Raw genomic sequence first — 24,210 nt, 5'->3', positions numbered from 1 at the left:
AGCCTCTATAACATTATAAGATAGGGGTAGGAGTGCTGGGCTAGCAGTGTTAGTCTGTGGAGCAATCCTAAGACCAAAAAGAGGTTCCCTTGGAGGCAGGTGCTGTGAAGCAGAAAGCTCCTATCAGTGATGTTAGGGAATCCTACGTTGTCGCGTCAGCGCAATGTCGGGAGGATGAGGAGCATAAATCCCCATTGTCGCCTACAGTGTCCACAATTCATTGGGTAAGGAATTTTTAACCAATTGATTTTGGAGACAAAATTGCCGTCTCCTGACTTCTTATTCAAAGATATGGCCTTAACGAAGTCTGTAGGGGCGAACGGCAGTTCGCCCCTACAGAAGTTGTTTTTGTAACGGGGATTTGAGCAACGCTCCAAAAACGTTTCGCCGATCAAGGTGCATTTGCGCGACCCAATCCTGTTTGATAAATCAAAACTTTTGCTAATCTATAATATACAGCGGTTTTCATTTCAGTAGACCATAGTAGGGACTAAGCATGGTTAGTCTCTACAGGGTTTTGGTTATGGGGATGTGGTTCATCAAGAGCGAAAAGTTCTGTAAAGTATTTGTTTGCCAAAAATATAGATAATTAAAGGTATTGTGGAAACAAAATATAGGAGTCGCCAGAGCGATTAGGACATTCTCGCTCCTCTCAAATATACTTATGTTATGGCTGGAAAAAATTTATTTTGACTTCTGACTTCTGAATTTTAACTTCTGACTTATGCTATAGTTGACGTTCAGGGGTGATAACATTAAAATTAGGATAGAAACAATAAGGCAGTCTGTAGACTCTAGGTAAAAGCAATGCCAGAAGCCGAACTTCCTGGAAACGAGCATTTAACAGAAATCAACGATCCAGTAAATCAAGAAAAACTGGACCAGAATAATGAACTGGACGAAAAAGAACAAAATCTCAGTCCAGAATTACAAACATCCCCAGAAGATGATGAGTGGGAAACCGTTAATTTTCCTAATGCTATTAGTGTAGATTCAATTCCAGTTTTAGAAACAACTTCAGGAGACCCACAAGATTTAATATTACCCAATCAAGACCAAATTGACAGAAAGTCCCAAGAAGTTCCAGAACTTCCAGAAGTTCCAGTGGTCTTAACAAAAGACTCTACCGAAGAACTAGAATCTGCAACTATCATGGAAGCCTTACATGATTGTAACCGGGAACTGGTAAATAGAGTTACAGAATTAGAAACAGCCTTAGAAGAATGTCAAAAAACTCTAGAAAATCAAGAAAAGTTGCTAGAAGAAAGAACTAGAGAATTAGCAGGTACTCAACAGCAAGTAACTCGTCTATTTTATAAGTTGGAATTGTGTAATCAAATTATTCAGCGTCAGGAAGTTTTAGTCGAATCTCTAACAGATCAATGGGAAAAGAGCGAACAACATCAGGCACAAATGGAAAGAGAATGTGCTTTAACAAAACAATCTTACAACCAACAAAGTTATCATCTCAAAGAATTAGAAAATAGTTGCCAAGAGTTACGCTCAAGACTATACCGCCAACAACAACAAACTCTTCAGTTTAAAACAGCTTTAGAAAGAAGTTTAGAAATGCCGGGGAGAATAGATATGGTAAATCAATCAACAGAAAAACCTATAGAATTATCTCCAGTTAGAGCATCTCAAGTAAGTTCTAAATCTGAACCTTCAAAACAACAGAATCCTTTCATTCAGGATAATACGAAAATATTACCTCTGCTCAATTCGGAACCAGTTAAACCTTGGTCTCCACAGACAAAAAAACAGCAAAAAGAAGAATCTATTCTTGAAAAGAAAGAAGCAACTATTCCTAAGATTAATTTAGGTAAAACATTAGAGATACCCCAAGGTTTTACAAGACCACAACAAGCATCACCATCAGAAGAAAATACTCCTGAGAATGACCTTTTTCCTGAAGTCAACGAAAGTACATTAAATCCTACCCTACCCTCATTTAGTAAGATAAGTGAAGTTTCTGATTATGAATTAGTAAACAAAACATCGCAAAAAGATGTTTTAGAAAAAGATATTTTAGAAAATACGGAAGCAGCAGAGTATGTAGTTATAGAAAATGATTTAACTAAAGAACAAAGTAAATCTCAAGAAGTAGAAATATTGGCAGAAAATCAGGTTATAGCAGAACCTAAAAAAGTAGAGAAATTTCCAGAAGAACCAAATATAGAGATTAAACACGAACGCATATCATGGAATATATCTACAGGAAAGTGGAATGTTTTTGAGTATCAACCTGAAGCAAAAACAGAAATAAATTCCGAAATATATGCAGAAGAATTTTCTGAAGTTGCAGAGGAAGTTCAGGAAGATGCTGAACAAACAACGCCAGTAAGTAGTAAGTTAGATTTACCAACTTGGAGTCCAGTTGTATTTGAGTCTGAACCTTTTGAGGAAGATCAAGAGGATGTGGTGTCAGAAGCGCCACAAAAACAGCGCCTATCATTAGGAGCGATAGATTTGCCTAACTTTCCCAAAATTCCTATTGATGATCAACCATCGGTAGTGAATAGTTAATATTTAGTCAGGAAAGATTTGAGTGTTTTGATTTGGGTTTCATGTTAGGTAGTGTGTCGTTAAAAGCATTGCTTTTCTGTAGAAAATTTAAGTTAAACTTTTCTACATTAAGTAATAGGTAAAATGTTTCAACAATTAATTATTAATTGTTAATTATTATTACCTCTCCTTGAAAAGAATAGGATTTACTAATCATGAAAATTTTTTCTTGTTTCTCCTTTAAAGGAGAGGTTTTAAACCTTAATTATTCGGTAACTTAATTTTAATAAAGGGAATGAATGGGAGACAGAGAACTCTATGTTATAGAAGCTATTTGGTATCTTTGCCTGGGATTAAATTTTTGAGTGACGAGTCGTTTTTGGAATAGAGGCAATACAGGAAAAGGATTGAAAAATAATCCCCTATTCTCTTTTTAGATTAGAATCAAATTTTTCCATCCATCACTCCTTATGGGAAAACCACCAACATTTGCATTTTCTGAAGCTCCTGAAAAAAAATTGCGCGTCAAAGGATTTTCGGCTCCATCCTCGTCAAAATTGTGATATGATAAAAACTATAAGGGCTCGTTCGCCCGTGCGCATGATTTTTTATTCAACTAAATTTTCTGGCTGAGAGACTACTAAATATTCAGACATTTTCCCCAGGAGTAATACCCCAAATCTTGTCATTTTGTGAAGCACCCTGCTGGTTTTTCCCTCATCAAATCTTTCCAGCCATCGCTCCTGATCGGAAAACCACCAACATTTGCATTTTCTGAAGCTCCTGAAAAAAAAATTGCGCGTCAAAGGATTTTCGGCTCCATCCTCGTCAAAATTGTGATATGATAAAAACTATAAGGGGTCGCTCGCCCCTACGTATGACTTTTTATTCAACTAAATTTTCTGGCTGAGAGACCACTAAATATTCAGACATTTTCCCCAGGAGTAATACCCCAAATCTTGTCATTTTGTGAAGCACCCATAAATGCTAGTTTTTCCCTCATCAAATCTTTCCAGCCATCGCTCCTGATCGGAAAACCACCAACATTTGCATTTTCTGAAGCTCCTGAAAAAAAAATTGCGCGTCAAAGGATTTTCGGCTCCATCCTCGTCAAAATTGTGATATGATAAAAACTATAAGGGTTTGCTCGCCCATACGCATGATTTTTTATTCAACAAAAGATAGTGTAGTTTCGAGCGCGATAGAACTCCGTCTTCTGACTTCTGACTTTGTTAACACGCTTAGTATTACCTTTCCCCCGCTTCAATTGCAGAATTAGCCATTTTTGCTAAAGTATCTCCTTCAATTTCAGGACTTTGACCAACACCTTTAAAAGCCATGCGATAAAATACTTCTTTATATTCCCAACCAATAATTGGAGGCGCACAAGATGCAGCACAAGTTAAAGGTCTAAAATATCCTTTAATGTTTTGCACTAAACTCAATTCTCTACTAAATTCATCTTCTAAAGATTTACCTCCCTTTTCGGCACTGATATAACCAATTAAACAAGCATTACCAGTACAATTAGATTCAAAAGCCAAAGTAATTTCATAACCATTACTTGTACCTTTACCCTCAACATAAATCTTTCTATCTGTACCTGTAATTAATAATTGAGTAGGTAGTAAAATTGGTACTTGAGTTTGTTCTTTGATTTGTGGCAAAATTTCTTGTAATTCTGCTGCGACTGGTGTGGAATTTTGAGTTGCTAATACATTATTGGGGAGATTAATTGGATGATTAAATACTGTAAGCATTGGTTGTGAATAATCCCAAAATATTATTAGACTGCCTAGTAAAAATGTGCTTTTAAAAAGACTAAAGATAGACATAATTCAGATTCTACTTACTTTAAAATTTTGACTTTATTGACCGAAAAATTAAGGTTTAAAGCCTCTCCTTTCAAGGAAAAAAAAATCCTTTGAACCGCTCTTCTTATTCTTAAGAAGAGGTAATTAGGGTTTGCTGATTAAATTTTAAAGCATTGAAAGATAAAGGTTTTAGCCGTTTTAGATATTGAAAAAGTACAAGGTTTTTGCTACGCAAGAGCTGCATAAAGTTAGAATGAAAGGGTTGACGCGAGGTAGAAAAATCAAGGGATAATTCTTCCTTCTGCCTCCTCGCTCATTCCTTACTTTTCCTGTCTCCTGTCTCCTGTCTCCTGACTCCTACCCTCACCCATAAGCCTTTTTCAGCAAGCCCTAATTATTAATTATTAATTATTAATTGTTAATTATTAATTATTGACTGTATACTTTTAAATATTTTAAATACTTTCCTTGGTTAAATAGGTTAAATACTTCTTAATTTTCTTACTTTTTACTCTTGACCTTTGATTTTTGACTTTCTTTTTGTTTTTTCTTGGCTGCTTTTTCAGCTTTTTTAGCAGCTTTTTCCGCAGCTATTTTTGCTAACCTTTCTGCCTCTTTTTCTTCCTCTAGTTTATCTAGATAATAATGATAGTCTCCTAAGTAAGGATAAAATTCACCATCCCGAATTTCCACAATTTTGTTAGCAACTTGAGAGATAAAATAACGGTCGTGGGAAACAATAATTACAGTTCCATCATAATTTTGTAGAGCTGATTCCAACATTTCCTTTGCTGGAATATCTAGATGATTTGTCGGTTCATCTAGTAACATAAAATTTCCTGGTTTTAGGAGCATTTTTGCTAAAGCTAAACGAGCTTTTTCTCCACCACTCAAAGCAGCTACTTTTTTAAATACCGTATCGCCACTAAACAAGAAATTACCAAGTAAAGTTCTTACTTCCTCATTTTTCCAATCAGGTACTTCATCATGGATAGTTTCCATCACAGTTTTTGTTAAGTCTAAAGCTTCCGCTTGGTTTTGCTCAAAATAACTAGGTATAACATTGTATTTGCCTAATTCGACTGTACCTTCCGTGGGTTTTTCTAATCCCATAATCATCCGCAGTAAAGTAGATTTCCCACAACCATTCGGTCCTAAAAAAGCAATTCTATCTCCCCTTTCTATTTCTAAATTTGCTCCTAAAAAGAGAATTTTATCGTCATAAGTATGAACTAAATCTTTAATTATTGCTACATCTCTACCACTACGAGGTGCAGGGGGAAAATGGAAAGTTAAAGTTTTTAATCCTGCTGTAGGAGCTTCTATAACTTCTATTTTTTCTAACAGTTTTTCTCGGCTTTTTGCCTGGGTACTACGAGTAGCACTAGCACGAAAGCGTTCGACAAAAGCTTGTTGCTTTTCTATTTCTTTTTGTTGTCGTTCATAAGTGCTAAGTTGTGCAGCTTGATTTTCAATTTTTTGTTCCAAATAAGCTGAATAGTTACCTAAATAAGTAGTAGAAACTCCTCTTTCCGTTTCCACAATTTGAGTACAAAGGCGGTCAAGAAATTCTCGATCATGGGAAACTACAACCATAGGAGTTATTAAATTTCTTAAATAATTTTCTAACCACTCAATTGTTTCTAAATCTAAATGGTTAGTCGGTTCGTCTAAGAGTAAGATATCTGGATTTTGCAAAAGAATTTTTCCTAAACTCATCCGCATTTTCCAACCACCACTAAAAGCACTAACTAAGCGATCGCCATCCTCAGACTCAAACCCCATTTCTGGCAATATTTTTTCAATTTCTGCATCTAACCCATAACCATTTAAAGCTTCAAATTGTCGTTGTAAACGGTCTAATTTATGAATAAGTTCATCTAATTTTTCTGGAGTAGCAGTTTCCATTTCTCGTTGTATTTGTAGAAGAGATTCGTGAGTTTTATTAGCTTCTGTAAATACCGTCCAAAACTCCTCTCTAACTGTACGATTAGGATTTACTTCAAATTCTTGAGTTAGATAAGCAATGTGTAAACTTGCAGGGCGAATAACTTCTCCAGAAGTAGGTTCCATTTCCCCAGTAATAATTTTTAATTGAGTTGATTTTCCTGCTCCATTAACACCAACTAAACCAATACGATCGCCTGGTTTAACTTCCCAGTTAACATCTTTGAGAACAACACCTGTAGGATATATTTTACTTATATGTTCTAATCTCAGCATTTCTAATTTATCTCCTAGTTAGGTTAACAGCAAGTTAAGTTTTTTTCGGGCCAAACTATTAATATTGACTCTCAAGCATTATATATCTTAACAAATTTTAACTAGATTTTCTATCTCAATTTTTTGCTAGTTTTGAATATTAGTTAAAGTTCTGAGATTTTGACATTTTTGGGAATAGTTAATTTTTAAAATTCATCATCAATATATCAAGACAATTATTTCTCCTATAGAAAAGCAACAATACTAAATTTTGAAAGTTTTGTAAGATATTTTTCAACAACATAGTGTTATATGGAATCCAGTAGTATTGATATAATTAGATAGTTAATTAGAAGTCAAGAGTCAAGAGTCAGGAGGGGATAGAATTTAGAAAAATTTGCTAATAGCTGAAGATGAAACATTTTTTTATATCATAGTTAGTGGATTTGATATTAGAAACTGTTTGTAAAATAAGTCTTAAGAGAGTTGTTGAGTGACTAAAATCTCAAAGTCAAAGGTACTTCAAGAGATTCAAATTTGGTAGATTAAGAGGTGGAAAGGTATATATATTCCCTTGATTTTAACTCTTCAATACTTGTATTGATTTCTTCCTCCCTATTCCCTATTCCCTATTCCCTATTCCCAGTTAAGAGTTAAGTGTTCCCTGTTCCCTATCTCCTTTTTATATTTCCTGATACATTCAGTCTCTTATACCAGTTTAATAAATGTTTACTGCTTAGGAGTCGGGTAGAGGAGGCATCAGATTAACTAAGTATAGGAAAACAGATTTATAAAAAATAGCTTAAATATCATTTTTTAGATTTAATATCCCTTTTTAGTCAAAGAAAAATAGTCGTGTAAAGTCTTTTAATTCTCCTTATTAATACCATTTCTAAATAGTAATGCTATATTTGGTTACCGCCAAATAAAGGTTGAAACCCTCTCCTTTCAAGGAGAAAAAATTCCTTTTAAGCAATCCTTCTATTACAGAATAAGTAATTATTAATTATTAATTATTACTTATTAATTATTAATTATTAATTATTGAATAGCTTGCGATAAATGAGATTTGCGATAAGTAGGTAGGTCTAATTAAATGTAAAAAAAAATGTAGCGGCAGGTTATAAGAAAGTCTGGATATTTCCAATGTAGTGCATTAAACTCGCCCTCAGCTTGTTGCGTTTATTTATGCTCACCTACTTATTCATAAGTATCTTTTTTTAAAAAAGTTCTGCTACACTTATAACCTTGATTTTCAGAACTCATAAACCTCTCAAATATAGCAACATTTAGTAGTCGAGAAAAAGTAATAATTTAGACTGGAAGAAGAGAATAGAGAACAAAAAAGCACCCACATACATTGTTTGAAAATAATACTCTTTACTTACATAGTTGACTTATCTTCTAAATATCGCTACTTGTAAACCACTACCCAGAATTTTTGATAATTAGCTTTATCTCAAAAATGTGTCTCAATTAATTCACAAAAAAAAAGCTGTTTGCGCAGCATGACAAATAGAAATATTGACCGCTAATAAATGAATACTTACAATTAGTGAGAAGAGGGAAGAACAAAAAATACTATATCTCAATTAATATCATACACCACTAGAACAGACTAAAAATTTATCCAGTAAAATCAAAAAATTTTAGTCATTATATTGCTTAGATATATTGAAAAATTTTAGTTATTTTATTCTTACTTATAAACCTTTCTTACTTTTATATACTTCCAGAGATTCTTGAAGCACATCCTTCAGTTCTTGAGGAGAACAAGGCTTAGTTACACATTTAAAAATATCAGCTTGTTGTATCTGATCAACTTCAGAATTTATTTGTTCTTCCCCATAACCACTTAACAAAATCCGAATAGTATCAGGAAAGCGATCTTTTGTTTTTCTGAGAAATTGAATACCCGTCATATCTGGCATACTTTGGTCAGAAATAATTATAGCCATTTCCCCTTCAGATTCGAGAATTTCCATAGCTAAACTAGCATTTTCTGCCCTAAACACTTGAAATTGACGTCTAAAAGTCCGATAGAGTAAATCTAAATTATTAGGTTCATCATCAACAACCATTAACTTAAGTTTTTTCGACATTGTTAAAATTTTAGCAATTTCTATCTAAGGAACAATTTTTTACAAAATTAGCATTATACAAATTTTAGTATTTATACTTACAAATTGTTGATTGTTCTTTTTACCTAATTTTATTTCTTGTTTCCAATTATAATATCATGTCTGGTAGCATCGGAGCGTGTATAGAATTAAGTCATAACTAGAATAAACCCTTCAGCATAAGTACCTTCTGCCCTCTGCCTTCCTTCCAGCAAAGTATTTAAGTATTCAAGCGGACATGATATAACCTACTACCTTCCGATCAATTGAACTATATTACTTTACTAAATTAAATTAGTTTTTTAATCAACACAAGTTTTTTTTAACAAAGGAAATAATCTCCTCAAAGCAAAGGCCACTGTCCGGTTGTGGACTAAGTTAGTAAACTTTCCAGTTTGTTCTTTTTCTTGGCCTTGAGACTGACTATTCAACTTGGCCTTATGTTCCTCAAATTTGGCCTGCACTTCTAGGCCAACTTGAGAGATCAATCTTTTCTTTGCCACAGTTGTGCGACTCCAATTATATAGTTCAATTTTGGCAATAGAAGAACCACTACTACTAAAACTTTCAACTTGACCACTTGACCTTTCCTCAAGGCCCAAACCTAACCGACGCTTAAAAGCTCCTTCTGATTCAAACCGAGACAAAGGATAGCATCGAACGAGCAATATAGCTCTAACCATTAACCCAAAACTACGGAGTGATAATTTTTCCGTTCGCTTTCCTTGATGGAAAATCGAAGAATTTCACGCCAGAATCAAGCAGTTAACAGGAATAAAATGCAAGTCAATGTCGTAGGCGCAAAAATTCAAAAAAACATAAAAGCTTGCGCTATGTTGGTCTGGAGTCCTGACAAAAGTAGCTGACATTTTTGGAAAAACTATTGATCAACTCAAGCATCAATTACTATCTAAATATAAGCGGATCTGAACTCAAACATCCTAGAATAAAAATGACGGCTATTTAAGTTTTTATCAATAGACATCTCCAGAAAATAAACTTGCCCTTTATTTACCATAAGCTAGAGTTGTAAAATTTGCTAATAAAATCATTTTCTGTACATTTTTACTGAAAATCTCTTCCTTCCAGTTATATCATGTCCGGTTGAACAGTGATAAATAAATAACTACGGAGGAGTCAGGAGTCAGGAGTCAGGAGTCAGGAGGGAAGAAAGAAGGAAGAGGAAGAATAGGAGAAGAAGAAGAAAGTTTTTTTATAACTAATTATCCGGACATGATATTAAGTGTTCCCTACTTTGACAAAAAGTCTACATATTTTTCACCCCTATGTCTAATAGAGAAAGGCTAAGAAATACTCGGCGATCGCTGAAAAAATTATAGCGTTTCGCTACGCGACATGAAAAGCTGAAGCTCTACGTCAGCAATCGCTCTGTTTGCCATGCTCTATATATAGTGTCCTTGGGTAAGTCCTGATAATATAATTGGTAAAATTGACAAATTATAACTTTTCCTTTTTTCCTTCTGCCAAAGGTAAGCTATCACTAATATCATGTCCGGATCAGAGCGTGATAGAACGACCTTCCGCTTACGCAACCAAAAAACTTTCTCTTCTTTATAGCTTAAAATTCCCTCCTCTTCCCTCCTGACTCCTGTACAGGCGATTCGCTTGCTCGCCCCTACGACTCCTGACTCCTCCATTTTTATTTATAACTATTCAACCGGACATGATATAACTATCAATATCAAGTCGGTGGGTGTTTAGCAGTTGACTTTCCCACCTATATTAAGAAAAATCTGTAGCTAAAACTGCTATTTGCGACAAAAAAATTAGTTACACTATAAAAAGGTAAATTTCTAGCTAAGACAAAAACTTAACAGTAAGTGGATTATAATGCTGACACAAATAGTTCGTCCCATGGTTCGGACCCAAGTTCGGTTATTAGCAAACTGCCACTCAACCCGTCTAACATTAATTCATACTATTGCTAAATGGCTAGGTTTTTTGGGAGTAAAAGCAGAAGTAACTGAACTTGACGCTGGTCTAGATAAAAAAATAACTATTTCCTTAACTGTAGAAAAACCAGAATCTTGCGATACTCAAGATTGGCAAAAAATTGTTGATGGTGTAAAGCAAGAAGAAAATCAAAATAATTCCCAAGAATTAACTACAACTGAACCTATCGAAAACATGACAACCAAGCAACAAGGAAAATTGCAAAGGTTGATAGCTTATGTTATTCAAGCAGGAGACCCAGATCGGGAAGTTAAATGGGAAGAAATATATCCTAATTTGCAACAATTAGGATTACATGAAGAGATATTGCAAGGAATTCGTTCTGCAGTTAGAGTTCCTCAATGTATTGATTTATTAGTTGAAGAATTAGAGCCAGATGTAGCTGCTATTGCTCTACCTTTGGCGATTAATATTGCTCTTTTTGATCAGCAAGTCAACTCATCTGAAAATTATGCTTTAAGTTCGTTATTACAAGTAATGAAACAACCGACTACGGTTAAAACAAATGTACCCAAAAAAACTTTTAAGCATAAATTATATTGGCTACTAACTTCAGTTATTCCTAGATATTAATTCATGGTTAATAGACATATCCAGAAAGTAAATAAACCTTTTCTCACACCTCTGTAGGGATGTTTCATGGAATATCCCTACATTCTTTTTCATGTCTATAGCTAATATCAAATCCTCTTGCTCAGTAAGTTGGGAGGTTCTAAAAGAGGCAGAAACTCACTCCTAGTGCCGCTACGCGGAAGTCAAAATTCAAAATTCAAAATTCATGCATTATTGGTTAGTAATATCATGTCCGGATAAGAGCGTGATAAAAAAACTTGCTCCTCTTTATACCTTAAAACTTCCTCTTATTCCCTCCTATCTCCTGTCTCCTGTCTCCTGACTCCTCCATTTTTATTTATAACTATTCAACCGGACATGATATAATACCATTTCTCTGTAACAATGCGCTTAATAATTCTTACCAAAACCTGAATTTTACTGATAGCTATTATCTTTATCAGGACTTACGCAGAACCACTATATATAGTAAGGGCGAATGCCATTCGCCCCTACAGGTGGCGTCTAATTTCGTATTTTGCGTAAGTCCTGTTTATATTAAGCGCAACATCAGGTCGAAATGGTATAAGGATTTTAGGATTTTGTAACTGATCAGTTATATAATGTCCGCTTGAATACTTATACTTTCGTGGAAGGAAGGCAGAGAGTAGAAGTCAGAGTGCAGAAGGGTTTTTTCCTATTATGATTTAATTTTATACACAAACGATGCTACTGGACATGATATTATTTCTGCCATCCTACACTAGGGATTGGGTTTGGAGACCAAACCCCTACGAGGCAGAAATTCACTCCTAGGGTTTGGGTTTGGAGACCAAACCCCTACGAGGCAGAAATTCACTCCTAGGGATTGGGTTTGGAGACCAAACCCCTACGGGCAGAAATTTTACTAATACTAACGGATTTGATATCATACCAATTTTAAAAAAGAATGTTATGAATAATAATCAGCAGTATTAAAATACTTGAGCTGATAGCTGAATGCTTACAAATTAAATAGTCAAAACAATCTTACCAACCATAGAACCTGCTTCTAAAATTCGATGCGCTTCTATAGCATCATCTAAAGCAAAAGTTCTATTCACATAAATCTTAAGTTTTTCTTGGTCAAATAACCGCCCACATTGCTGCAAAATTTTAGCTTGGTCTTCTTGAGCTTCCATCAATCCTTTCATCATTGGAGTTAACATTAATTCCAACCCTATTCGCAGATTTCTTTGCCTAGCAATTTTCAAATTTCCCAAGCTATAATTTGGCTCTAAAATTGTTACTAAATCACCGTAAACTTTCACTGCCGGAATAGTGTCATAAAAAACCTTACCACCAACAGTATCAAAAGCTAAATCTACCCCTTCTCCATTCGTCCAATCTAAAATAGCTTCCACAAAATCTTCATGTTTAAAAATTGCTAAATCTGTTCCCAAACTTTTAACAAAATCGGCTTTTTCTTCCGAACTAATAGTAGTAGCAACCTCAGCACCTTGTAACTTTGCCAATTGTATAGCTATATGACCAACACCACCAGCACCACCATGAATCAAAACCTTTCTACCAGGTTGTAACTTTCCGCGATCGTACAAAGATTCCCAAGCAGTAATTAAAACTAACGGTGCAGCAGCAGCTTCAACAAAGCTTAAAGAACTCGGTTTTTGGGCTACAAATCTTTCATCAACAACGGCTAATTCTGCATAATTTCCAGGAGTAGCTCCGATACCACTATTACAAAAATAAACTTCATCTCCCACTTGAAACTTTTCTACATTTTTGCCAATAGCTTCCACAATACCCGCTCCATCACATCCTAAAATAGCTGGCATTTTATCTGGGTAAAAAGTGCCACGAGTTCGTAATTTTGTATCAATAGGATTTACCCCAGCAGCTTTCAAACGGACTAATATTTCTCGATTATTTTCAATTATAGGGTCAGCAACCTGCTGTATTTGTAAAACTTCTGGTGTTCCTGGTGATGTCATTAAAACTGCTTTCATAATTGTTTTTTTTCCTGATATTAATTATTTTGGTAAAAAGTATAAATCTACATCAATTTCTGCATTTAGTGTAGCAGCTTTATCAACAATATCTTTATCAAAATGAATTGCAGGTCTTTCGTCACCTTTGACATAAATTACACAATTAATTTCTGCAAAATGCCTTTTACAGATATCGATTAAAGGTAGTCACCCTGGTTGTAACTGCTCAAAAACAGATTTAATATGGTCATTTATACAGGACTTACGCAAAATAAGACACCATATGTAGTGGCGATTCGCGAATCGCCACTACATAGATATGGTGGTTCTGCGTCAGTCCTGTCAATCTGAAAATCAAAGGGGATAACAAGAATCAACCCAGTGCGAGCATCTTGCTCGCGTGGGTGTACCTCTGATAACTGATAACTGAAATTACATAGTCAAAGACTGTGAGTTAGTTTCAATCAACTTTGCCAAATCTTGTAAGAAAGCAGCAGCATCAGCACCATAAATAATCCGATGATCGCAAGTAATATTCACTTGCATTTGTCGCTTAATCCCGATCATACCATCATTAGTTGCCACGACTTGAGGTTGAGATGCGCCGATCGCTAAAATCGAACCTTGACCAGGTGGTAAAATAGCATCAAACGTATTTACCCCAAACATTCCTAAATTAGAAATAGTAAAAGTTCCAGTGCTGTATTCATCCGGTTGCAACTGTTTTGCCCGCGCCCTATCTACCAAACCTTTCCAAGTGCGAGACAAAGAATAAATATCCATCTTGTCAGCATTTTGCAATACTGGTGTAATCAAACCACCATCTGGCATTGCCACCGCCACTGCAATATTAATCCCAGAAGGATACTGAATACCTTGCTCCACATAAGCAGCATTGAGCAAAGGATGTTTTTGTAAAGTCATTGCGACTGCTTTTGCCAAAATAGCACTCATAGTCACACCCTTAGACTTAATCTGTTTGTACAACCCATCTAAATTATCGGTGGCGATCGTGTAACTAACATGGAAAGTAGGCACAGATAAACTGACCATCATATTCCGCACCACTGCATTTTGCAGAGTATTCATCGGCACAACTTGCCCAGGAGTGACTGGAGCAGGAGGTGCAGGTGGTGGTGGAGCAGGAATAGATGGTTGCGGAGCAGTAGGAGTAGGGGTCTTCACTGGTGCAGCTACGGTCGCTGGAGTACGACCTGCTGCTGTTTCCACATCCTCGGCCACAATACGACCGTGAGGACCAGTACCTTTGAGGGTACTCAAATTTACTTTCAAGTCTTTGGCCAGTTTTTTGGCACGAGGGGAAGCAATAATCCGTCCATTACGACGACTGCCATTATCTTGGATTTCTGTGGTGGTAGAAATGGGAGCTGTAGCAACAGCAGTTGCCGAACTAGAAGCAGCAGCAGGTTCTTTCTTTGCTGTAGTTCCACCTTGCTGTTTTGCCTGCTCAATTTCTGCCTCTGTTTCGGCCAACAAACCAATAGTAGACCCAACTGGAGCGACATCTCCTGCTTCTACAAGAATCGTGGCCAAATATCCAGAATAGAAGGATTCTACATCCATATCTGCTTTGTCTGATTCAACCACTAGGACTGTTTCGCCTTTTTCCACCCAATCACCGGAGGATTTTTGCCAAGAAACGATTTTACCCTCTGTCATAGTAGAACTAAGGGCGGGCATAAATATTTCGTTAATCATGTTAGTTTTCCGTTGTTGTTTTTTGTTGACAAGAAGAAAGGGTTCAATAATTAATAATTAATAATTAACAATTAATAATTACCTCTTCTTTTTAAGAATAGGATTGGTTCAGAGGAACTTTTTTTCTTTTTTTTATCCCTGAATGGAGAGGCTTTAAACCTTAATTTTTCGGTAGAAATCTCTCCTCTTCAGGGGTTTGGCTATCGCAAAAAAATTAGAATAAAAATGCCCTGCTTTTCCCCTTCTCCCCACACTTCCCACACTCCCCACACTCCCCACACTTCCTATTCCCTAAAAAATTTAAACCTCACCCCGGACTTCTTCAATTACCCCATCTCGAAGCAGAATTTCTACTTGCATTTTTTTGATCAAATTATCTCCAATATCCGCAGTAAAGACACTTTCAATTTGACCTTGACTAACTTGTTGTTCTAATTCTAATGTTTGTACTTGTTGTAATTGTTGTAGAGCCTGATTTTTCTGCTCCAAAAGTTCATTTTTCTTTTGGTTTACCTGCAATTGAATATTTTCTATTTGCTGTTGTACTTGAGGACCTGGAGGCTGTACGCTTTGCTTTTGAATTTCAGAAATTGCCTTTTGCCCTTGCATTTCTAGCTGTTGTAATTGGCTATCTAAATTATTAATTTGAGCTTGCAATTGTTGTTGAGCTTCTTCTTTCCAGCGTGGTGTAACGACTACCTTAACATTAATCGCTCGCTTTAGAAGTAATTGTGTTTGAGAATACTCCATAAAATTTTTCTTGTTAGTTTGTTTTGTGTCTACAAATATGGGTAAAAAATTTGATTTTAGATGATTTAGAGGAAAATTTAACTAGCTATAGCAAAAGGCATTTATGCTGAGGGCATCCCCCCTACCCCCCTTAACAAGCTATCCCTTATAAGGAACTCTTAACACCCTTGTGGGAGGGTGGGGAGGAGGGGGAGGAGGGGGAGGAGGGGGAGGAAGAATTCTGTCTACAGTCTTCACTCCAGCGTGTCTAATTCAATACATTTTTCTCCCGAAAAAACCGAACCCAGATATACCCATAACTTGTCAATAATGCCCAAATTTTATGTTAAGAAAGATGTTTATAAAGCATAGCTTTCAAAGGGGGGGCAGAAGGAACTGAGTTTTAGGCTTTTTATAGGTCCTAACCTTTGCTTCGACTGCTATATTAGCTTTTAGCATTCAGCTATTAGCTTTTTGAACTTGGGTTAAAATCTCCTTCTAAACGTTAAAAAACCCTTACTGGTTCTTTAAAATCTAAAATCAAAAATTACCAATAATAATTAATCAAACATTCTGTCGATCATATCGCGGTAATGCTCTGTGACAACAGGACGCTTAATCTTCATAGTTTGGGTCATCATTCCATTCTCTATCGTAAATGGCTCCAAAATCAAGTTAAATGGGCCAATACGGTCATCAGGCCGATATCCAGGGCGATTTTTTACCTCTCGATTCAATTCTTGACGGAACAATTCTTGAAGTGCTTGACCTTTCCAGTCAATCTCTGGTTGAGACTCTGAAGGATTCCCTTGAGCAACCTGAGCTTCTACTGCCTCAACATTTGGTACTATCAAAGCACCCAAATATTTTTGGTCTTGCCCCACCAACATAATTTGGTCTATATATTGACTACGGGCACAAGCATCTTCAATAGGCTGAGGTTCAATATTTTCCCCATTAGTCAAAACAATTGTATCTTTTGCCCGGCCTGTTAATACCAAATCATTCTCAGGAGTCATCCAACCAATATCACCAGTATTAAACCAACCCTCTGAGTCAATAGCTTTTTTGGTCGCTTCAGGATTTTGATAATAACCCACCATAATTTGTGGCCCCCGTGCTAAAACTATTCCTTTCTCTCCAGGAGGTAAAGTTTTACCACTTTCTGGGTCAACTATTTTAATCTCAGTTCCTGGAAGAGGTCTTCCCGCAGACCCCCGCAGATTTTCCCAATGGTGTCGGGCGGTCAAAACTGGGGAAGTTTCCGTTAAACCATATCCGACTAATAAATCTATACCAACTATTTGAAAGAAATTTTCTAAGTGCATTGCTAGGGAACCACCCCCACTTACGGCAAATTTTAACCGACCTCCTGTAGCTTGACGGATTTTTTGATAAACAATTTTTTCTCCCAAAATATGAAGAGGTAATAATAACCAACTTTTTAAGGTTGCTAGGAATTTCTCAGACTGAGACGGTTTGTCAAGTTGCAAAATTAACCCTTGACTAATACGCCTAGCTGTGATGTATTGCTGACTTATACTGAAGAAAAAGTTGGCTAATTTTTGTTTACTTGCTGGTTGTTCCCTGAGCTGTTTTTGTACTCCGTCATAAATTAATTCCCAAACCCTGGGTACACAGAAGACGTAGTGGGGTTTGTATTCTTGGAAATCTTTTTTCAAATAACGCTTATTCGTATAAATTTGGGTACAACCTTGGGAGAGAGAAAGATATTCTCCTACACGTCCAAAACTATGCCAAGTTGGCAGAATACTCAGGGTAAATTCTCCTGGGTTAGGTTGAATGATTGTGCCAAGCAGGTTGATTTGATACAGCAAGTTGCCGTGGGTTAGCATTACTCCCTTGGGTTTACCTGTAGTCCCGGAAGTGTAGAGTAGGGTAGCTAGAGTTTCCAGATTTTGGTTAATTGGTTTGAGGGTAGTTTCTTCTCCTGTGGCAATAACTTGGGAAAATTTGACCACGGGTAGAGTTTCGTTAGAGTCTGGGTCTTCGTCAGATAGGAGAATAATTAAATGTATAGGTAGGTCTTGTAGGCGATCGCTCAATTTCTCCAACAAGGCCAAGTTTTCTACGACCAAACTAATACTGCCACTATCTTGAAGAATGTAGACCAATTCTTGTATATCTGCAGTCCCGCTTCTAACTACATCTGCTCCACCAGCCATAATAATACCTTGGTCAGCAATCATCCACCGGGGACTATTGTCGGCAAATAAGGCCACTCTAGGAGGTAGGGATGTGGTATTTTCCGTGGAGACAACCCCCAAAGATTGTAAACCAGCAGCAAATTTTTGAATTTGTTGATTTAGTTGTTCGTAGGTAAATTTTACTTCTGGTTTAACGTGGGGATCGTGGAGGGCGGTAGTTCTGCCAAAATATTGGGATGCTAAGGGCCATATTTCCGGGAGAGATTGAACAGAGTCGTAGAGAGTGACTTTTTGGAGATTGGCACGTTCGCGATCGCTCATTTGCCAGGAGTTGGGGGAGGTGGGAGATATGGTCATTGTCTATTTCCTAAAAGTTTTGGTTATAAATCTAGTATCTAAGAATTGTAAGTAAGTTTACTAATTTTCGGGACGATTTTTTAACTTACATATATAGCAAAGTAAGGGAGAGTTAGGACAACTACTGAGAGAATGTTTGTAAAAGGAATATTAAATCCAGGCCTAGGGTGGGGAGGGTGAGGCGGCAATAACGCGTGAATCGTAACCAAAATTTAACTTTCCGCACCCCACCCACCGAACATCAACCACTCTGGCCGTCTTAATCTTTAGTTGTGCATTCAGTCTCTGATGATAAATCTTAGACTAGGAAATGTTTTTCATGCCTGTTCCCAGTTAAGTGTTCCCTTATCACCCCGACTTAACTCCTATATTCGTCGCCTTTTGTCCTTCCTCCCTACTTTACATTTAACCACTCCCCTGCTTTTTAACCGACTTAAAACTACTATAATATATTCGGATGTTTTGTTTAAAAACATTGCTAATTCTTTGACTTCAGCACAACCTTTTTTGCACAAATAATCAATAATTTGCCTGGCTATTGAAAAGTCAACACTTGGTATATTCGATGATGTTCTCTGAGGCCAATAATATTCATCAAGTCTATACAAAAAATCGATCTCTCCTCCTTGAATCCGACACTTATAAGACTTGATATGCCTGGGTTCCCTTTCTTTTCCAGTAATCATTATGGTGGCTGCACAAGCTGCCGGAATTGCTGTAGAACCCCTAAATTTTCCTTCTAATATAGAATCCGGTTATATAGTATATGTTCATTATTAAATCGGACAATCGGACCATCTCCCCCAACAATACACTCTTGTATTCAACTGGATTTGATATTACTCCTTACTCCTTACTCCTTACTCCTTACTCATTACTCATTACTCATTACTCATTACTCCTCAGTAATACGATAACTAATTACCCGGATTCTATATAAGGAGTGATATAGCAATTCCCAAAAAGCGTGAGGTACAAAATTCTTTGGTTTTAGGGAACAGGGAACACTTAACTATTAACTATTAACTGGGAATAGGGAATAGGGAGTAGGGAGTAGGGAATAGGGAATAGGGAATAGGGAGTAGGGAATAGGGAGTAGGGAGTAGGGAATAAGGAGTAGTAATTCTCATTCCGTAGGAATATAAAGAAGAAAAACAACTGTACCTCCGAGAGCTTGGGAAAGGCTATAGGTACTTTTTTTTAAGGTTTCCAAATAATGTTTTCTTGCTTTAATTATTGGAAAAACTAATTTCGGTCAACCTTGATCATCAGTTTGCTAGAGAATATTCTGACGAATTCTGGTCTCTGTCTCGAAACGATTTAGGGTGTTATTATTCAAGAGAACTCGATCCTGATTCGCGTTTGGGGTATGATTCTTATCTGGAGGTTTTTCAAGGGTATTATAAGCGCCGAGAAATTGAATTTCTTGAGGAATTGCTAAGAGAATTTGAAGAGTTACAAGCTTATGAAGAATCAGAGTTGAAGAGTTAGAAAGGGTTGAAGAAATAGATGAAGAAAACTAATATTGATTTGTGCGACAAGTCCTGGAATCCGGTGACAGGATGCAACCAAATTAGCCCTGGGTGTGCTAATTGTTATGCGTTAGAGGTTACGAACAGGAAGCCGAAAAATATGTCTATATTTGTATATACTTAATACGTGGGCACGGAGCACACAGCCTAAAACCCTTGTATTTTATATAGAATCCGGGTAATTAGTTATCGTATTACTGAGGAGTAATGAGTAAGGAGTAAGAAGTAAGGAGTAAGAAGTAAGGAGTAAGAAAGGAAATGAAAATGCATAAATTTTTAAATTCGTCCTTCTAGCAAACACATATTTTAGTTGAGGATTTTTGAATGCGATTACTGTATAACCGGATTTTATATTAGTGAGGGGTGAGGAATTTTATCTCGTGCAATTGTTAAGGATTAAGTATTTCTAATTCTTTGTCCTCAGCAAAATACTTTTTTACTAAGCCATAATTAGTATTCTACTCAACAACAGAAAAATTCAGTAAAACCACGGGTGACATTTTGTACGAGCCTGAAGTATCTTGAATATTAGAAGGCTGGCAATTCCTGCTAGATTATCCCATAACTAAAGCTTTAAATGAGTAATAATTATTACTTGTTGCTCAGAGAATAACTAATCAAGCTGACTATCTAACTCCAAGGGTATATCTACCAATAATCACCCTCTAGGAGAAAGAAAAATGTTAACTGCAGATTCTCAAATTAATCAGAAATTAGAAACACCTAATTTTTTATCCCAAAATCTTGTTTTTATTGATTCGCAAATTGAGGATTATCAATTCTTAGTTTCCGGAATTTCTTCAGGAATCAATGTAATTATTATTCCTCAAAATCAAGACGGAATAGAAGTCATTACAACTTATCTAGAACAATATACTAATTCCCGCCAAACATTAGATACCATTCACATATTTTCCCACGGTAGCCCAGGCAGCTTAAAATTAGGAAATATTTGTCTAGATATCAATAATATTGATCGGTATCGCGACCATTTAAAACAGTGGCAAAATTCTCTTAATTCAAGCTCAGAAATTTTACTTTATGGTTGTAATATCGCAGCAGGAATAGGTGAAAACTTTGTCCAGAAATTACATCAACTAACTAAAGCAAATATTGCAGCTTCAGTTAATCTAACAGGTGCTTATCCTGGAGATTGGAACTTAGAATTTACTACTGGAAAAATTACAGCTTCTAAAGTATTAAAGCCAGAAACAATGGCTAATTATAATGGTACTTTAGCCACTCTTACAGTCGCCAATAATAATGATAGTGGTGCTGGTTCCTTAAGAGAAGCGATCGCCACTGCTCAATCAGGAGATACAATTGAATTTTCTCCCAGTTTAGCTAATCAAACTATTACCCTTACTTCCAGTCAATTAGACATCACAGAAGACATAATCATTGATGCAGTAGATGCACCTGGTTTAACTATTAATGGGAATAACACCCATCGAGTTTTCCAGACAGATCATCAAACAGATGTTACCATCAAAAACTTGACAATTGCTAATGGCAGAACAACTGAATCAGGTTTAGAAGGAAACGGAGGCGGAATTAATACTGGCTTTCAAAGTACCCTAACCGTAGAAAACAGTACGTTTAAAAATAACGTAACCTCTGGACAAGGAGGCGGTGCTATTGCGACGGGACATCAGAGTAATACGACAATTATTAACAGTAAGTTTGATAACAACGATGCTACTGCGGGTGAACATGAAAGAGGTGGTGGTGCAATTGCTACATTTGGTTTTGCAACTCTGACAATTCAAAATAGCGAGTTTACTAATAATAAAGGAATTAACGGTGGTGCCATCAATACTCCTTCCACTGCTTTGACAATAGAAAATTCGACATTTATCAAGAATGACAGCACTGCTGGAGCATTTACACCAACCGGTAACCACGGTTTGGGAGGTGCAATATATACCGATGGAGTTTCTGCCAGTTTCGGGGGCGATAATGGCAGCATTATCATCCGCGATAGTTTGTTTGAAAATAACAAAGGTGCTGGTGGTGGTGGTGCAGCGTTCTTGTTTACTTATCCGGGGGATAATGTAGTAATTGAAGATACTCAGGTTATCAATAATTCTGTAATTTTTAACGACCAGAATTTTGCTGATGGTGGAGGCATCAGAATCGGTACAGGGAAAAGTAGCGCAGGCCGTACCACTCCAGTGCAGCATCAAATTACCAATACTACTTTTGCGGGCAATACTGCGGAGACCCAGGGTGGAGGTTTGTGGGTCCAACAACAACCAGATTTAACCAGAGTCAATGTTGTTAACAGTACCTTTTCCGAGAACAGAACAGAAAGTCCAGATGGTACGGTGGGGCTGGGAGGTGCGATCGCCACTTTATCACCTACGACAATTACCAACACGACAATTACTAACAATTATGCAGCAAATCTGGCAGGTGCTGTTTACACCACGGAGAGTATAGCTCCTGATGTCAGAGTCAGAAATACGATTTTTGATCGCAACACTGCTGGTAATGAATTTGGTATTAGTCAACAAACACACTTTCAATTGACTGACAGGGGAGGTAACTTGCAATTTCCCGCAGTAAATGGCCATGACATATTGGTGACAGCGAATATTGCAATTGGCGATCCTAACTTAGCACATTTGCAAGAGGTTAACGGTTTCTTGGTTCATCCCCTGGAAGATGGTAGTGCCGCTATTGATGCAGGAGTTAATACTGATGCACCCACTACAGACCAGTTAGGCAATACTCGCCCTGTAGATGGCGATAATAATGGTAGTAGCATTACAGATATTGGTGCTGTTGAGTTTATCCCTACATCACCACCAGAAAACTGTATAACTGGCGATAGCTCAGATAACTCACTCAATGGTACATCAGATCATGACTGCATTGATGGTCTTGGTGGCAACGATACTTTAAAAGGCGCTGCTGGTGACGATACTATAAATGGCGGTGATGGTAATGATACCCTAGGTGGAGGTGCGGGTAACGATCAACTTAATGGTGATGCAGGTAATGACTCTCTCACTGGTTGGCGGGGTAATGATATTATTGATGGGGGTGATGGGTTCGACACTCTCCAAGGTGGAGATGATGCTGACACCCTCACAGGAGGTATCGGGAACGACCTACTTAACGGTGGTAATGGGGACGACTTTATAGAAGGAGAGGCAGATGATGACGAACTTAACGGTGGTGATGGTCAAGATACAATTGGTGGCGGTAATGGTCAAGATATTATCAACGGCAATGCAGGTAATGACTCCCTAATTGGTTGGTTGGGTAATGACATTATTGATGGGGGGAATGGTTTTGATACTCTCCAAGGTGGAGATGACGCTGACACCCTGAATGGTGGCAATGATGCGGATACTCTCAACGGAGGTACAGGGAACGACCTACTCAACGGTGGTAGTGGGGACGACTTTATAGAAGGAGAGGCAGGTGATGACGAACTTAACGGTGGTGATGGTCAAGATACACTTGGTGGTGGTAATGGTCAAGATATTATCAACGGCAATGCAGGTAATGACTCCCTCACTGGTTGGATAGGTAATGACATTATTGATGGAGGTGATGGTTTCGACATTCTCCAAGGTGGAGATGATGCTGATACCTTGAATGGTGGCAATGATGCTGATACCCTCAAAGGAGGTAAAGGGAATGACCAACTTAACGGTGATAGTGGGGACGACTTTATAGAAGGTCAGGCAGGTGATGACGAACTTAACGGTGGTGATGGTCAAGATACACTTGGTGGCGGTAATGGTCAAGATATTATCAACGGTAATGCAGGTAATGACTCCCTCACTGGTTGGATAGGTAATGATACTCTGACGGGAGCTACGGGAAATGACATTCTTCAAGGTGGTGATGGTCTAGATATTCTCAATGGCGAACAGGGAACAGATACTTTAACAGGTGGTAGTAATAGCGATCGCTTTATCTTTGATATTGGCAGTCAATTTAATCTGACTGATATTGGTTCAGATATTATTACAGACTTCAATAGTGCTGAGTTAGACAAAATAGTTTTAGATAAAACTACCTTTACCAGTTTAGCTAGTGTAGCTGGGGATGGTTTCAGTGTAGCAGGAGAATTCGCCGTTGTTGATAGTGATGCTGCAGCAGCGACTAGCAGCGCTAAGATAGTTTATAATTCTGCCAATAGTCAACTTTTCTATAACCCTAATGGTGCAACTAGCGGTTTCGGTGATGGAGGTCTGTTTGCAACTTTAGAAAATCAAGCAAACTTGCAAGCTGAAGATTTTGTATTAATAGCATAATAGCACTTTGAAAAAAATCCTACAAAAAGGTGCATCTCAAGCGCAGAAATGGTATGGCGTTACGTACTAGGGAATAGTAAACTGTCAAAAGGTTTTTCGTATAGGGAAATGCTCCGCAAACAAGATTTAGGAATGTCCTAACCTTAATGGGTAGCGCTATATCACCAAAATACTATTTCATATAGAATCCGGTTATATAGTATATGTTCATTATTAAATCGGACAATCGGACCATCTCCCCCAACAATACACTCTTGTATTCAACTGGATTTGATA

At 37.1% G+C, this 24,210-nt stretch carries 14 protein-coding genes; 5 read left to right on the top strand and 9 right to left on the bottom strand.

What is annotated here, in order from left to right; all coding sequences use genetic code 11:
- Positions 1-807 precede the first annotated feature (807 nt).
- Positions 808-2,526: a hypothetical protein gene (locus tag F6K40_RS12825; RefSeq protein ID WP_293136336.1), complete on the top strand. Its 1,719-nt coding sequence runs from the start codon at positions 808-810 to the stop codon at positions 2,524-2,526.
- Between the two features lie 1,226 nt (positions 2,527-3,752).
- On the opposite strand, the gene F6K40_RS12820 is transcribed toward F6K40_RS12825, so the two are convergent.
- From F6K40_RS12820 to F6K40_RS12805, 4 genes are all read right to left on the bottom strand, one after another.
- Positions 3,753-4,265, bottom strand: coding sequence for a hypothetical protein (locus tag F6K40_RS12820; RefSeq protein ID WP_293136334.1), 513 nt, complete (start codon positions 4,263-4,265; stop codon positions 3,753-3,755).
- 555 nt (positions 4,266-4,820) lie between these two features.
- Positions 4,821-6,542, bottom strand: coding sequence for an ABC-F family ATP-binding cassette domain-containing protein (locus F6K40_RS12815; protein WP_293136332.1), 1,722 nt, complete (start codon positions 6,540-6,542; stop codon positions 4,821-4,823).
- A 1,682-nt stretch (positions 6,543-8,224) separates the two neighbouring features.
- Positions 8,225-8,623 carry a response regulator gene (locus F6K40_RS12810; protein WP_293136330.1) on the bottom strand — a complete coding sequence of 133 codons (399 nt, stop codon included), beginning with the start codon at positions 8,621-8,623 and terminating at the stop codon, positions 8,225-8,227.
- A gap of 320 nt (positions 8,624-8,943) precedes the next feature.
- Entirely contained in the window at positions 8,944-9,324 is a 381-nt protein-coding gene (locus tag F6K40_RS12805) for a hypothetical protein (RefSeq protein ID WP_293136328.1), read from the bottom strand.
- Positions 9,325-10,492: 1,168 nt separating this feature from the next.
- Here F6K40_RS12805 and F6K40_RS12800 point away from each other — a divergent pair.
- The gene (locus F6K40_RS12800) at positions 10,493-11,188 is read left to right on the top strand and encodes a hypothetical protein (protein ID WP_293136326.1); all 696 of its coding nucleotides are present in this window, start codon (positions 10,493-10,495) and stop codon (positions 11,186-11,188) included.
- Positions 11,189-12,177: 989 nt separating this feature from the next.
- On the opposite strand, the gene F6K40_RS12795 is transcribed toward F6K40_RS12800, so the two are convergent.
- From F6K40_RS12795 to F6K40_RS12775, 5 genes are all read right to left on the bottom strand, one after another.
- The gene (locus tag F6K40_RS12795) at positions 12,178-13,173 is read right to left on the bottom strand and encodes a zinc-dependent alcohol dehydrogenase family protein (protein WP_293136324.1); all 996 of its coding nucleotides are present in this window, start codon (positions 13,171-13,173) and stop codon (positions 12,178-12,180) included.
- A 414-nt stretch (positions 13,174-13,587) separates the two neighbouring features.
- Positions 13,588-14,874 carry a dihydrolipoamide acetyltransferase family protein gene (locus tag F6K40_RS12790; protein ID WP_293136322.1) on the bottom strand — a complete coding sequence of 429 codons (1,287 nt, stop codon included), beginning with the start codon at positions 14,872-14,874 and terminating at the stop codon, positions 13,588-13,590.
- Between the two features lie 153 nt (positions 14,875-15,027).
- Positions 15,028-15,153: a hypothetical protein gene (locus F6K40_RS12785; protein WP_293136320.1), complete on the bottom strand. Its 126-nt coding sequence runs from the start codon at positions 15,151-15,153 to the stop codon at positions 15,028-15,030.
- 21 nt (positions 15,154-15,174) lie between these two features.
- Positions 15,175-15,624 carry a YlqD family protein gene (locus F6K40_RS12780; RefSeq protein WP_293136318.1) on the bottom strand — a complete coding sequence of 150 codons (450 nt, stop codon included), beginning with the start codon at positions 15,622-15,624 and terminating at the stop codon, positions 15,175-15,177.
- A 539-nt stretch (positions 15,625-16,163) separates the two neighbouring features.
- The gene (locus F6K40_RS12775) at positions 16,164-18,092 is read right to left on the bottom strand and encodes an AMP-binding protein (RefSeq protein ID WP_375340564.1); all 1,929 of its coding nucleotides are present in this window, start codon (positions 18,090-18,092) and stop codon (positions 16,164-16,166) included.
- 1,272 nt (positions 18,093-19,364) lie between these two features.
- On the opposite strand from F6K40_RS12775, the gene F6K40_RS12770 reads away from it, so the two are divergent.
- From F6K40_RS12770 to F6K40_RS12765, 3 genes are all read left to right on the top strand, one after another.
- The gene (locus F6K40_RS12770; protein ID WP_293136314.1) at positions 19,365-19,619 is read left to right on the top strand and encodes a hypothetical protein; all 255 of its coding nucleotides are present in this window, start codon (positions 19,365-19,367) and stop codon (positions 19,617-19,619) included.
- A gap of 18 nt (positions 19,620-19,637) precedes the next feature.
- Positions 19,638-19,784, top strand: coding sequence for a DUF5131 family protein (locus F6K40_RS40815; RefSeq protein WP_365671253.1), 147 nt, complete (start codon positions 19,638-19,640; stop codon positions 19,782-19,784).
- A gap of 556 nt (positions 19,785-20,340) precedes the next feature.
- The gene (locus F6K40_RS12765) at positions 20,341-23,934 is read left to right on the top strand and encodes a DUF4347 domain-containing protein (protein ID WP_293136312.1); all 3,594 of its coding nucleotides are present in this window, start codon (positions 20,341-20,343) and stop codon (positions 23,932-23,934) included.
- Positions 23,935-24,210: the final 276 nt, after the last annotated feature.

This window comes from Okeania sp. SIO3I5, from assembly GCF_010672085.1.
GTDB lineage: Bacteria > Cyanobacteriota > Cyanobacteriia > Cyanobacteriales > Microcoleaceae > Trichodesmium.
The sequence above is the reverse complement of the archived record's forward strand: the minus strand, read 5'-3'. Positions and strand labels throughout refer to the sequence as shown.